8 protein-coding genes are annotated in these 13566 nt (G+C 58.6%); 4 read left to right on the top strand and 4 right to left on the bottom strand.

Going from position 1 to position 13566, the window contains the following annotated elements:
- Nucleotides 1-99: 99 nt before the first annotated feature.
- Entirely contained in the window at nt 100-1431 is a 1332-nt protein-coding gene (locus tag HDF16_RS01310; RefSeq protein WP_184213369.1) for a sensor histidine kinase, read from the bottom strand.
- An 83-nt stretch (nt 1432-1514) separates the two neighbouring features.
- Entirely contained in the window at nt 1515-2192 is a 678-nt protein-coding gene (locus HDF16_RS01305) for a response regulator transcription factor (RefSeq protein WP_184213368.1), read from the bottom strand.
- Between the two features lie 192 nt (nt 2193-2384).
- On the opposite strand from HDF16_RS01305, the gene HDF16_RS01300 reads away from it, so the two are divergent.
- The 3 genes from HDF16_RS01300 to HDF16_RS01290 all read left to right on the top strand — a co-directional run bounded on the left by HDF16_RS01300 (nt 2385) and on the right by HDF16_RS01290 (nt 7319).
- Nucleotides 2385-5375: a TonB-dependent receptor domain-containing protein gene (locus HDF16_RS01300; RefSeq protein ID WP_184213366.1), complete on the top strand. Its 2991-nt coding sequence runs from the start codon at nt 2385-2387 to the stop codon at nt 5373-5375.
- A 51-nt stretch (nt 5376-5426) separates the two neighbouring features.
- Complete coding sequence (locus tag HDF16_RS01295; RefSeq protein WP_184213364.1) at nt 5427-6356, top strand: WG repeat-containing protein; 930 nt, start codon at nt 5427-5429, stop codon at nt 6354-6356.
- A 63-nt stretch (nt 6357-6419) separates the two neighbouring features.
- Nucleotides 6420-7319, top strand: a complete 900-nt coding sequence (locus HDF16_RS01290; protein ID WP_184213362.1) for a WG repeat-containing protein — start codon at nt 6420-6422, stop codon at nt 7317-7319.
- A gap of 163 nt (nt 7320-7482) precedes the next feature.
- Here the strand turns inward: HDF16_RS01290 and HDF16_RS01285 are convergent, their stop codons facing one another.
- Together HDF16_RS01285 and HDF16_RS01280 are read right to left on the bottom strand one after the other, a co-directional pair.
- Nucleotides 7483-8454 (bottom strand): alpha/beta hydrolase family protein, encoded by a 972-nt coding sequence (locus HDF16_RS01285; protein ID WP_184213360.1) that lies wholly within the window; start codon nt 8452-8454, stop codon nt 7483-7485.
- A gap of 93 nt (nt 8455-8547) precedes the next feature.
- Entirely contained in the window at nt 8548-10308 is a 1761-nt protein-coding gene (locus tag HDF16_RS01280) for a hypothetical protein (protein ID WP_184213358.1), read from the bottom strand.
- A 570-nt stretch (nt 10309-10878) separates the two neighbouring features.
- Here HDF16_RS01280 and HDF16_RS01275 point away from each other — a divergent pair.
- Nucleotides 10879-13542, top strand: a complete 2664-nt coding sequence (locus HDF16_RS01275) for an RNA polymerase sigma factor (RefSeq protein ID WP_184213357.1) — start codon at nt 10879-10881, stop codon at nt 13540-13542.
- The last annotated feature ends 24 nt before the right edge of the window (nt 13543-13566 follow it).

Raw genomic sequence — 13566 nt, 5'->3', positions numbered from 1 at the left:
TGTAGTCATAGAAACTGGGTACAAGGAGCTGGATATCGCAATTGTTCAAACACAAGTAGACATAGCTTGTACCCTCCTGACGCGTCCCATGGCACCTGATTATTTTCGGGCTGTATGCCGGGACGGCACTCCCGGATCGAAGCTGGGAAGGTGAAATGTGACAACCGTACCCTTGTTCGCTTGGCTTTCGATGGTGAGGGTGCCAAGGTAAAGTTCGGCGATCCATTTGGCTATAGATAGCCCAAGCCCGACACCATCGCGCGTGTCAGAACGAGCCGCGTCTACGCGGTAGAAGCGATCGAAGACCTTAGGCAAGTCGCCAGCCGCGATCCCGATCCCGTCATCCGCTACCTGAAGCCGTGCACCGGCGGTCGTATCGTAACGGACAACGATGTTGCCGCCGGCGCCGGTGAACTTGATGGCGTTGTCCAGCAAGATGGTAAGCAGGCGGCGAAGATGAAACGCGTTCATGCGTAGGACCGGACCTACATCTTCCGCGATCTCCCAATGGAGATTTTGTTGTTTGTCTCTCGCTAGAGGCTCAAATCTCGCACATACTTCCTGGATCGCGGGTTCCACATCGCATTCGTCCGCTTCAACGAAGACGTAGTCGGCGTCGGCACGGGCGAGGGTAAGCAGGTTATCGAGCAGGTCACTTGTGCTGCGGGTCTCGTCGACGATCTCAAGCAGGGCCTCGCGGGTCTCCCCGTCGAGACCAGGATTCGCGAGACTGTACTCGGCGGTCGTTCGAATGTAGGCGATGGGGCTGCGGAGCTCGTGTGAGGCATCGGCGGTGAACTGCGTAATCCTCGAAAGCGTGGTCTGAATTCTCGCCAGAAGACTATTCCACTCAATGGCGAGCTGACGCAGTTCATCGTTGGCCGCTGGCACCGGCAGCCGGCGGGAGAGGTCGCTGGTCGAGATGTTTTGTGCCTCGGTGATCAGGCTGTTGATGGGTCGCAGAGCGCGCCGGCCTAGCCAGTAACCGCCAACACCTGACACAAGAAGAATCACGGGGATCATCTTGCACAAAGCAGAGGTAAAGGTGTCGAGAAGTATCTTGTCTTCAAGCATGGTCGAGGAGGCTCCTAAATAAGCCGGTGCACCGCCATAGGCCACTGGGTGGCACAGCTGGCGATATTCGTCTTTCCCTACCCGGATGGTATGCATGTACGGCAAGGCGCACGGCGTCGATCCAAGAACTTCTGTCGCAGGAGAAGCTGCCATCGGAAAGAGCAGCTTTCCGTCCTTGTTGAAGATCTGAATCAGCTGGCCTTCGGGCAGAATTCCTACCAGTTCGTCGAGCCGGAGATTCAGCATATCGATGCGCTGATCCGGTAGAGAGCTCAACAGCGCTTCTACCCGCGAGGCGCGCATGCCCAGTGTGCGATCTTTCCATGCAAGCAAGCTGCCGGCCAGAACGAACCACATCACCGCGCCGAAGATCATAAGTCCCAGGCATAAGATTGCGGCATACCAGGTAGTGAGCCGCAGGCTGATTGAGAAGCTCCGGGTCAGGGGCTCACCGTCTTCAGCATGTACCCGACCCCGCGCACGGTATGGAGAGATGCCGTCGGTTGATCGGAGTGGATCTTGGCTCGCAGGGATCCCATGAAGACGTAGAGAGTGCTTTCACTGAAGTTTGAGTCCATCCTCCAACCTATCTCTGCGAGAGTATCTTTGGGCACGACGTGGCCAGCACGCTGCATCAGGACTTCGAGCAAGGCGAACTCCGTCGGGGTCAGAGAGATTGACTGATCTCCAACCGCGACGCTGCGCGTATCGCTGCGAAGTTCGAGGTTCCCTATGCGGAGGTTCCTGGGATGAAGATCGGGTGCTCGCCGGGTGAGCGCTCTCAACCGGGCCAATAGGACGCTCAAGTCGAACGGCTTCGTGAGGTAGTCATCTGCTCCGAGATCGAGGCCTCGAACAATATCTTCATTGCTGTCACGGGCAGTCAGCATGATGACCGGTACCTTGTTGTCATCGCGGCGAAGATGTTCCAGCACGGTGTAGCCATTCATCCTGGGAAGCAGTACATCAAGGATCATGGCATCGAGACGGTAGTCGGTGGCGAGATTGAGAGCAGCTTCCCCGTCGTGAGCGACGACGGTCGAATAGCCCGCGCGTTCGACTGCGCGTTGCAGCAGATTCGCCATCCGCACTTTGTCTTCAACAATCAGGACGCGCATTCCCGAAGCGTATGGGTGGACTGTGAATATCGGGTTACAGGGGCGAATCTTTAGATTGCCTTTAGACAGCTCGCCTACTCTCCAGTTATCGAAAGACTTCCAGAGATGGGTCTCGTGTTAAGAGCGACGCCATCTTTCCTTCTACCCGCAAGGGTAACCAGCTTCAAGCTGCATCGATCAGGAGTTCGAATCGTGAACGCTCGCCGTAGGCTTTTGTCTTTCTCATTCTTCCTTGTCGCTCTGATGACTCTTCCTCTGCACGCGCAGCTTGATCGGGCGACCTTGAAGGGCACCGTGACCGATTCGACGGGAGCGGCTGTTCCCGGGGCCGAGGTGCAGGTGCTTATTCCAGCCACGGGGTTCACCCGGGCAGTGCATACCAGCGCCGCCGGGGAGTATGTGCTCCCTGGGCTGCCGCTTGGCCAATGCACGATCACAGCGACTGGTAGCGGTTTCGCTGCGAAGAAGATCGACAAGGTCGCCCTTACGGTGGGCGACACCCGTACCGTGGATGTGCAGCTGGGGGTCGCCTCCGAACAGAGTGTCAGCGTCTCGGCTTCGACCGCCACGCTTGACGAGGAGAGCGCGGCAACGGGCGGGGTCATCGGGCACGAGCAGGTGCAGAACCTCCCCATCAACGGACGCAACTGGGCGGGGCTAATGATTCTTGCTCCCGGAGCGATCAACACCGGTAGCGGAAACCAGACCAGCATTCGCTTCGCGGGCCACGGACTGGACGACAACAAGATCATGTTCGATGGTGTGGATGCGACCGGAATTCTGCGGCAGTCGGAGAAATCCGATCTGCGTATCCAGATCTCTTCCGAGTCGATCGCCGAGTTCCGTGTAAACTCAGCGCTCTATTCGGCGGAGTTCGGTGGAACCGGTGGCGGCCAGGGCGATGTCGTCTCACGCACCGGCTCGAATCAATTTCACGGTAGCGTCTACGAGTTTCTGCGCAACGACAGACTGAATGCGCGTGCCTTGTTCTCCACCCGCCAGTTACCGCTTCGCCTCAACCAGTTCGGCGGCAGCTTCGGCGGTCCAATTGTGAAGGACCACACCTTCTTCTTTCTCAACTACGAAGGTCTGCGCCAGCGCGTGAGCACGCCACTAACCGGCTTCGTTCCGAGCCCCGCGTTCCTCCAGCAGACAATCCAGAGCACACCCGCAATTGCCCCGCTCCTCAAGGCTTATCCCACCGGCCAGACGCAGAGCACGACCAATGCAAACGTCTATAACTGGACCGGCTCCGGCAATCTGACCCAGAGCGAAGACTTCGGTCTCTTTCGACTCGACCAGCAGTTCAGCCCTAAGACCTCTGCCTTCGTTCGAGTGAACTTCGACCAGGGGCGTGTTGTCGCTCCGAACGGCGATGGCACAGGGACTCTTCTCGACTCCATCAGTACGCAGAACAGCCCTAAGAACGGCGTGGTCTCGGTGCAGCACACGTTCTTCCCGACGCTCTTGAGCGACGCAAAGATCTCCGTGAATCGCACTCCTTACACGACGCAGAATGTTGGTCCGACGACGACACAACTGGCGGTCACGGGCTTCACCACACTCCACGACAACCTCTACCAGATACAGAATTCGACTGCCTACTCGTTCGGCGATACGACCTCCTGGTCGTTCGGGCGCAGCAGCCTTTCGTTCGGCGGGGGATTGCGGCGGGTCGAGATCAATCTCGGCAATTCTGCCGAAACACAGTTCTCCTACACAAGCATTGCGAAGTTCGCTGCGAATGCAATGGACGCCGCGAACGTATTAGCGGCAGTTCCAACCGAGGGCGTACGGAAGACGGAGTACAACCTCTTCGTGCAGGACCAGTACAAGCTGCGGCCAAACATTACGCTCAGCCTTGGCCTGCGGTACGACTACTTCGGAGTCTTCAACGAGGTGCATGGCCGCGACTTGCCCTTCGATCCGCTTACCTGCGGAGGTTTCTGCACGTCGGGCAGCTCCTTCTATAACTCTGACCCCAAGGACATCGGGCCTCGGGTCGCGGCCACCTGGGCCCCTGCGTTCCTGCATGATCGGACAGTTCTGCGTGGAGGCTATGGTCTTTACTTCGGTGAAGGACAACTGGGCGACCTGACAGGACCGTTGAATAACCTGACCTCTCGTCTTGCTCTAACCAGTGCACAGATTCCGGGATTGAGCTATCCGGTCAATCCGTTCCTGGCACTCGGGGCGACGATCGCGAGTGCTCCGCGTGGCCTCTATCGCGGCCGCGTCAATGAGCAGATCAACCAGTGGGGATTCTCCGTGCAACAGAAGATGCCCTTCCAGATCCTCACAGATATCGGCTACATCGGGAGCCATGGAGCGCACCTGCCTTCTCGCACTTACCTCAACGTTCTCGATCCGGTGACGAAGACACGTCCGCTGCCAGCGTTCGGCCAGGTCGACTTCAAGAAGATGGGCAACAACGCGAACTTTGCCGGTCTGACCGCCGCTCTCAGCCGGCAGTTCTCCTCTGGCCTATACTTCGCGGCCACCTATCTTTGGTCGCACTCTACCAACGACGGATCGACCGGCGGAGGCGAGCAGGACTATCCAGAGAACGTCGCCTGCCGCATCTGCGAACGCGCGAGCAGTGATCAGGACATCCGCTCCAACTTCACGGCAAGCGCTATCTATGAACTGCCCTTCGGTCACGGTCGCACCTATCTCAACCACGGAGTTGCAAGCCAGGTGTTGGGTGGATGGCAGTTGAGCGGAATTGGTCTGGCCCGCACAGGCCTGCCGCTTAACGTAACTATCTCGCGCAGCGCCGCTTCCATTCCCGATGGAAACTCGACCTCGCCGCAGAGACCAAACCTTGTCCCCGGCGTCTCCCTCCTTCCGGCTCAAGGCCGCTCTCCGCAGCATTGGATCAACGCTGCCGCTTTCACAGCACCTGCCGCAGGCACTTTCGGCAATGCACCAAGAAATCTGCTGCGCGCGCCGGGCACATGGCAGATCGACACGTCGCTTGAGAAGAACCTCTTTACCGGCGATCGTTTTGCGTTCAAGTTTCGTGCTGACGGCTTCAACATCTTCAACCACGCAGAATACGGGCTGCCGGCCACCAACGTCTCTGCGTCGAACTTCGGCCAGATTACGACGCAGCTGACGCCAGGTGCCACAGGAACCGGCACGCAGCGTGTGTTTCAGCTCAGCGTCCGCCTCAGCTATTAGTCATCCGATAAAACCTTATCCGCACGTCGACACCAAGGAGAACCTCTGTTCATGACTTCGCTTTCCCGCCGCCGTTTCGTACAACTCGCATCCGCTGTCAGCCTTATGCCCGGCCTCTCCTTCGCTGAAGGCAAACGAAAGAACCTTTACGCTGTGAACGTCTGTGGCCGTTGGGGATTCATCAATCAGGAAGGACAGATGAAGCTCCCGGCCAGGTATGACGCCGTCTTCGGCTTCGCCAGCGATCTCGCTGCTGTGCGCGTCGAAAACCGCTGGGGCTACATCGATCGGAAGGGCAAGGTGGTCGTCACCCCGCGCTTCGACGAGGCCCGTAACTTCCACTCCGGGATCAGCCCAGTCCGCAAGGGCAGTGAGTGGGGCTTCATCCGTCCCGATGGGAAGTATGCCTTTCCTGCCCGCTTCGAACTCGCACGCAGCTTTCAGGATGATCGGGCGCGCGTCACGCTGCACGGTAAATGGGGATATATCGATGCCAACGGCGAAATGGCGATTGCGCCGAAGTACGATGGCGCGAACGGATACAACGAAGGCGTCGCCCCGGTGAAGCTTGGCGGCAAGTGGGGTTACATCGACAAGAAGGGCGAGACAGTGATCCCGTTCGAGCATGACCTCGCCGCCAGCTTCAACTCCGGTCTTGCGGCCTTCGCTGCCGGTCCTAAGTGGGGCTTTCTGCGCAAGGACGGTTCGGTCGCACTGGAACCCACCTGGGAGAAGACCGGCGAGTTCAGCGAAGGCGTTTGCCCCGTCAGGATGGATGGCAAGTGGGGGCTCATCGACCCGGCAGGCAAGGTGATCATGCCGCCAAAGTACGACGAGATGGATTCCTTTACAGATGGCCTGGTCGCAGCGAAGCAGGGGACGCAGTCGATCTACCTCGACCACAGCGCAAAGACAGTGTGGCAGCAGAAGATGGATTGCCCTTCAGGCAGTTCGTCAGGAGACTACAAGAAGCCTTCTTAATGGGTCTGCAATACCGGTTCTCGATAATGAAACCGGTATTGCAATCCATAGGGAGGGCGTCCGATGCCCACACGCCGGAGATTTCTTGTCACGGCCGCGATGGCATCGGCCGCGCAGTGTGGCATCGCTCGTGCCTCGAATCGACCTGCTCCCCTCTATCCCGTTGAGATCTGCGGCAAGTGGGGTTACATGAACAGCATGGGCCGAGTGCTGATCAAGCCGCAGTTCGATGAGGCCTGGACCTTCTCCGAGGATCTTGCGGCGATTCGGATCGGACATCTGTGGGGCTATGTCGCGAGAGACGGCGGCGTCGCGATTCGGCCCCAGTTCGAGGAGGCGCGTAACTTTTGCTACGGCCTTAGCCCGGTTCGATCGGGAGAGAAGTGGGGCTTTATCCGCAAAGATGCGACGTTCAGCATTCCACCTCAATTTGAGGTGGCGCGGAGCTTTCAGGATGAGCGTGCCCGCGTACGCCTCAACAGGCTATGGGGGTACATTCGGACAGATGGATCGTTCGCTATCGAACCACGCTATCTGGGTGCCGAAGGTTACGGTGAAGGACTCGCCCCTGTCCAGAAGGGCGGTTCATGGGGATACATCGACAAGGCTGGGAAGATCGTCATCCCTATGCAGTTTTCCCTGGCTGAGACCTTCCATGAGAAATCCGGGGCCGTGAAGATTGGAAGTCTCTGGGGCTTTATCGCCAGGAATGGCCAACTTATCATCCCTTGCACATTCGAAGAGGCCGGAGCGTTTGCGGATGGCCTCTGTCCTGTTCGCCCGCATGCAACCTGGGGCTTCATCGACAAGTCTGCTCAGTTTGTTATCCCCCCTCACTTCGACCGGGCAGACCGTTTTGTGGACGGCCTCGCGCTGACCCGATACCAACAGAGCGATCAATATATCGACCGGCAAGGGCGTACCGTGTTGTTAGACAAGTCACACTTTAGCCTCAACGGATAGCATCAGCGCGGACCACGAAAGTACTGCCAAGACCCAAAGTCTCTCCGAGACGTCGACGTACTGCGAGCTCATGGCACTGTGCGGGGCTGGCACGTCAGGAATCGGATCTCGGTCTTTCGGAAGACCGATCGGAGGCCTTGCTCGCATTTCTCTCGCCAAATAGCTACCGGTTCAACTTGTCCGAAAGCCATTGCAGAATCGCACCGTCGTTCATCGCTCGTTCGCGATATTCGATCTCGGTTGCGTATTCAACCTGGAATAAGCCTCGCGCGGCATCGCGCATTTTAGCAACCGCAGCAGGAGGATTCGACGGATTGGGCGTGACGAGTTGAAGGCGGACCCGCGAGGCTGCGAGATGAGGAAGGGTAGTCAGCGGGTCAAGATTCGAGAGAGCTTGAAGCGCGTTGGGCTGGATCAATTCAGTGCGCTGAAACTCGGGAACGATGGGGGACGCGGCGAACCAGTCAGGCCAATCGCCCCATGCATCGAGAACGTCGATCGCCCTAAGACGCGGGTCGACAGAAGCGGCGAGTAAAGCGATGGTACCTCCAGAACCTTGGCCAAACATTCCAATGCGAGTGGAGTCGATATCATGCCGGGTTGCGAGATAGTTCAAGATCTTCTGTACGTCGTGCACGGATGTTGTGAGTGATTCAGGCAGCTCGCTGACGAACCATCGCTTCCACGGACGATTCCGGTAACGCTCACCCGTGAGCGCCGAGACAAAACCGACAGCCACCAATCCGCGCTGCGTAACGCCGCGGCACCAGGCATCGCTGTAGAAACGATCGCTGCTGGAAGGCCAGCTATAGAGGTAAAGAATTGCTGGAAGAGGCTTCGCCGAGCCATCTTTCGCGGGAAGATCGGGCTTGACGATGAAGAGATCGATTGGGTCACCGGATCGCCACTGTACCCGGACCAACTCACGGGTATATCCAGTGCCCTGGGTTACGCCGCCAGAGATTGGGTTGGTAGCCGGAAAGGAGATGCCCCTAATTGAAAGTTGATCGAGCGGTTCGGCCACGCCAGCATACTCCGGCGGGAGCGCGACCGCTTGCGCGGAGCCGCGCTTTGTAAAGAGAACCGCCGGCAACGCGATCACAACGAGGAGCAGGATACGAAGAGGAGACGTCATAAGAGTCAAAGTAGATGGGGTCGAAGTTGCTAGCCAGGGAAGAGAGGCCGGGATTTCTCCCGGCCCTCTGCCTGCACGCTTGCGTTGTTGTGACTAGGGTAGCTGCGGAAGAGTCGAGCTCTGACCTTCGTACTGGTTGGTGTAGTTGTTGGTGGTAACACTTGGCTGAACGCCGCTGGCAGGATTGAAGTACACAACTGCTCCGCCGACATCGCCACCGGCCTCAGTGGTCCCACCGAGCGCGTAGGTCTTCAAGGTACGCGTGCCGCCGATGGTGCAGGTGACATTCGAGCCCAACGGGCCGTCGGTCGGTGTGGTTGTGATGCCTGTGAGGGAGAAGTGAGCGCGGTAGATGCCCAGGCCGGGATCGTCCTTGGCAGAGGTGGTGCCGCATTGCGGGGTGAAGGGAACAAAGTCAGGCAGGACGGTGTCTGCTACGGTCTCAGCCTTGTTGACGATCGCCTGGACGTTAGCCTGGTCGGTGGAGTCGGTGATGACCCGATAGGTTGACCAGGAGCGGTAGGTGCCATTGCGCAGGTTGGGGAAGGTGGACTTGGGGGACGCGTTCGGGCAGCTGAACGTGGTTGAGGTCCCACAGACCGGGATCGCTCCGGTGCTGTAGGTGGCCTGGATCGGATCGACGCCATCGAGGGTCAAGTACTTGACGTTGACGGCGTTTCCACCGGTCTTGGTGTTCAGCGCCTCATAAGAGAAGAAGGCGTAGCCGATGGAGTCGGCGACCGTGTTTACCTGGCTTACAACCTGACCCGTGCCGATGGCACGGATGCGCGTTCCAGCAACGCCGCCAACCGTGGTGCAAGCCTTGTTCAGGCCGTTGTTACCGGCAACCGCGGGATTGACGCCCTTCTCCTGAGAGGTGGTGCCGCCGCTGGTTGTGGTGCGGAAACGGAAGTCGGTGAACTCCGTCGTGTTCATAGTGCCGGATAGCGGTTCACGCAGCAGAACCGTGACCGGAACGGAGGCGGCGCCACCAACCACGCTGGCGTCGCACTCATCACCACCGAAGAGGGTCAGAGCTTTGTTGGTGGTCTTGACGGCGACGTTGGCCACCGATGCATTTCCGAGATGTCCCGTCGCGGTGTTGCTCTTGTTGGCGATGAAGACAATCGGAGCTGCGCCGATGGGAAGGGTGATGGGGGTGGGAGCGGTCTGTGACGACTTGATGGGATCAGTGCCACCGAGCGCGAAGAGCACCGGCGTAGCTGTTGAGGTGCTTCCCGAGACGCCACTCTTGATCGGGGTTCCGATGCCAGCCACCGTTCCAGCGTAGCCGAGACCGCTATAGTCGGTGGTGTTAAGCGCCGCCAGGGAGCGCTTGGTTGCGAACAGTGCGTCCTCGGGGCGGATGTCGGTGTTGGCGGCGGTGATACGCGGTCCGGCATGCAAGAGGGTTGTCACCAGCGCGGGGAGAACGGTGTCGGCGGAAGCGTCATCCCATACGGGAAGGGCATTGCCGGCAGCTGGCGCGGGCGTGGGGAACGAGAGAATAGCGAGGGCTTCGAAGGCGCGGACACCGACGGTTGAGTCGACGCTGATGTAGGCCCAGACGTTTCCGGTGGTCTCGCTCCAGACGACCCAGATGTTTCCGCCCTCATCCGCGATGCTGGTGGAGCGAGCGTCATGGATCTTGGCGACGCTGTTGACGGTATAGTGCTTGGCGCTGCCATCAAGCTTGGCAAGCTGATAGGCGGCTTCGGCGAAGACGCCGTACTGCGCGGACGATCCCGCTTCCAGAACCTTCAACTGATAGGTCGAAGCGGCGTGCGCGGTTCCGGTAAACGATAGAGCGGCCCCAGCGAGGCAGCCCATGGCAAGTGATTTGAACATCTTCATGCGAACAACTCCTTCAAAGCGTTTTTTAGCGCACCTTACGAAAGACGCAAGGAGGCCGTCAGATTTTCGCGCGGTCTTACATCGCGCAGGTGGGGGCGGCACCCGGAAATGATGGGTGGAAGCGGTACAGCTTTTCGAAAGACAAAGTCGATCTATTTCAGCAACGTTCCAAGGACGGTGACTGCCGGCCCAGTGATTAGGGAGGGCCCGCTTAGCTGACATTGCGTTCAATGCCAGCCACTGGAACCATGCGCTTCTTTCTGCGCCCGAAAGTTAAGGAGGGATAAATACTGAATAAATTACCAACCAAATAAAGCTCGATGAATTGTTTGTTGCGCTACTCCGAATCCACAGGATTGCGGACCCATCTGTTACAGATAACGAAAATATCCGCCGATCCCGCACCTTCGAAATTATTCAAAGGTTGTCACCATAAACTGCCGCAATTGACCTATATCTCTCTTGAACAAATGTTTTCGTCGTGAGGATCAAGTGCTGCCTAACAAGACGCACCCGATAACAAGTCAGATAACTCCGGAAGAGGTCTATACCTCTCGATTTGATTGGCTCATGCGATGGGCCCTGCATTTTTGCGAAAACGATCGGCAAGCCGCCGAAGATCTGGTACAGGACACATTTACTCAAATGCTCTCTTCGTGGGATCGAATTAGAAATCTCGAGCAGCCGGAGCAATTTCTTTATAGCTGCTTGCGTTACGGATTTCTTCGCCAGCGAAGGCTGAGCCGCCGCATCGTCCTCGAAGGGCTTACCGCGGTGGACTTCGAATCGGTAGTCGTGAGCGCACGAGAGACGCGCGGACATGAAGTCGAGTGGCAGAATGACCTGCGTTGTGTCGTCGCTTTCCTGTGCTGGAGAAAAGAGACTGTACGGTCCGCCAGCCTGCTGATCCTCCGCTTCTTTCATGGGTTCTTTCCTGCGGAGATCGCACAGATTGCGATTCTTCCGAGGACAGCCGTCTATGACGCAATTGACTACGCGCGCCAGGAGACGAAGTCCTACCTGAAGGACCCTGGAAAGCTTCTGGAAATGCATCGTGGAGCCCCGCCAGTATTGCAGCCCAGCACCTTGCTACCGGACGACCAATTCGCTGAAGACCTGATGCAAGGAATCTTCGATTCATGCCGCAGTAAATGCAAATCGCAGCGTGAATTACTCGAACGCTACCGGCAGGGTGCCGGCGTACCTATCGATCATCATCTTCTGGCGCATCTGGCAAGTTGCCGGAGATGTCTCGACGTGTTGATCGAGAAGTTCGAGCTTCCGCCACGGGGTACGCGGTCGCTCGACGATTCACTGGCATCGGCCCCGCGGGCCACCCGGCCCGGACCCCGCCAGGTTGTTGCCGAGGCGGTTCATCAGCAGTCTCTGAAGATGGCGCGCCTGCGTTGCGAGGAGGCGTTACAGCACCGGCCGCATGGGTTGGTGCTGTTCGTGGATGGCCGTGCCATCGCATCGCGCGACGTTCGGTCGGACGTGAACGAGCTCCTGGTCGAGTTGCCCGAAGAGACTGCCCCCGAGTTCCTGGAGGTCGTCAGCGAGCAGGGACTCATTCTCCTCAGCACCTGGGTAGGAGCGGGCGGTGGCGAGCAGAGCTTCAGCGCCACCTTCCCGGATGAGCGCTCGATGGAGATCGACTTGCGGATCGACGATGCGGGATGCGAAGTGCACCTTCGTTATGTTGATCCCGTGCTCGGAGCCCGGATGAGCCGGATGGATGAGGGAAGCTTCGCCCCGAAACCACAGTGTAAATCGGGCTGGCTAAGCGATTTTTTTCTTCACCTGCGAGCGTTAGCGGGTTCGGTCAGCCTGCCCGTCTTCGCCACCGTGGCGGCGACTCTGCTCGCCTGCGTTCTCGTTGGGCTCCGCCCTGCGACGAGTCGTATGACCAACGACCTGCCCAGCGCTCAGACCGTTCTGGAGCACTCCATTGCGGCGACTGAGGGTAATGGAGTCGAGCAGCAGACGATCCGGATTCGATTGGCTGGTGCGGGGACAGTCGTTACGCTGCACCGCGACCGCTCGCATAAGCACACTCCCATGCGGCAAGCAGTTCCGGAGATGCCTTTGGCTGTCGATACGAAGCTGGCAGAGGCGGGTATGACCTGGTCGGATCCGCTGTCCGCGGGTGTCTTTGAAGGTTGGCGAGCCAAGCAGGTTCACCCTGTTGATTCGATCTCCGAACAAGACGGGGTCGTTACCGTGGCGACGAAGCTCTCTTCAGGCGCGGTACGCAGCTCGGCGCTGAGCGTTCGCGAGTCCGATTGGCACCCCATCGCACGCGTAACGCACTTCGCCAATGGCGAAATAGTAGAGGTCGCGGAACTTGAAGACGTTGTCCTTCCATGGCAGCAGAGCTCGATCCAGTGGTTCGAGTCTGATGCTCGGCCAACTATCCGCATACCCGCGAACCTCGGAAAGAAGCTGGACACTGCTCCATCTGCCAGCGAGCTTGCGGCAACGGAGCTAAGTGCGAGGCTGGCGCTCGCTCGCAGCGGAAGTGATTTGAACGAGCGGCTTTCTATCACTCGAGGAGAGAAGACGGTAACCGTCGAGGGACTGATTGCGGACCCCGCTCGCCGCAACGAACTGCGGGTAATTTTGGCTGACTTGCCACACCTGAGTGTCCACCTCCGCACTTTCGAGGAAGCCGAAGCGAAGGAGGGCAAGACCCGCAAAACGACAGAAGAGCACTTCGCTGTATCGGTCGCCACTGGAACGATCTCCGGCTTCGATCAGTGGATGCTTAGCCAGCACTACGCGACAGACGATGTCACACGGCTGCATGCCGTGTTATTCGACGCGGTCAGCGCGCTACGGCAGGGGCAGAGCTCTCTTGCGCAGATTGACGGAGACGGCCGGACCAATTCACTGAGCCCGGAGGCAGAGCAAGACTACGAGGAGCTATGGCGCATCTATGTGGAACGAATTGCGAGGGCCAGCCGGTCTGAGGCCAAGCTTCTAAACGAGCTGCACGTCTCTACACGGACCGAGGCCACTTCTTCATCTTCGCTAAGCGATGAGGTGCAGCAGAATGCAGCGATCTGCCTCCGTCTGCTCTCGGGTGCCGCCAGCCAGCAGGACGATGCGCCTGCTCTCCTGCAACAACTGGCCCGTGTACAGCCGGGGCTAGAGGCGCAGGTGCAATCTTCCATGAACATCAAAAACGGTGCTTCATCGACCGCGCTGAACGCGAACGCCGCTCGCCGTCCGTAACCGAACTCCGAAGGTGCGCCTTCA

This window comes from Granulicella aggregans, from assembly GCF_014203275.1.
In the GTDB taxonomy this organism is placed as follows: Bacteria; Acidobacteriota; Terriglobia; order Terriglobales; family Acidobacteriaceae; genus Edaphobacter.
Note: the sequence above shows the minus strand (reverse complement) of the source record. Positions and strands in the feature narration are given on the sequence as shown.

Bases quoted from the DNA above. Each gene is read 5' to 3' on its own strand.
- HDF16_RS01280 (WP_184213358.1), bottom strand. From the start codon at position 10,308: ATGAAGATGTTCAAATCACTTGCCATGGGCTGCCTCGCTGGGGCCGCT.
- HDF16_RS01285 (WP_184213360.1), bottom strand. From the start codon at position 8,454: ATGACGTCTCCTCTTCGTATCCTGCTCCTCGTTGTGATCGCGTTGCCG.
- HDF16_RS01310 (WP_184213369.1), bottom strand. From the start codon at position 1,431: ATGTGGTTCGTTCTGGCCGGCAGCTTGCTTGCATGGAAAGATCGCACA.
- HDF16_RS01305 (WP_184213368.1), bottom strand. From the start codon at position 2,192: ATGCGCGTCCTGATTGTTGAAGACAAAGTGCGGATGGCGAATCTGCTG.
- HDF16_RS01290 (WP_184213362.1), top strand. From the start codon at position 6,420: ATGCCCACACGCCGGAGATTTCTTGTCACGGCCGCGATGGCATCGGCC.
- HDF16_RS01275 (WP_184213357.1), top strand. From the start codon at position 10,879: ATGCGATGGGCCCTGCATTTTTGCGAAAACGATCGGCAAGCCGCCGAA.
- HDF16_RS01295 (WP_184213364.1), top strand. From the start codon at position 5,427: ATGACTTCGCTTTCCCGCCGCCGTTTCGTACAACTCGCATCCGCTGTC.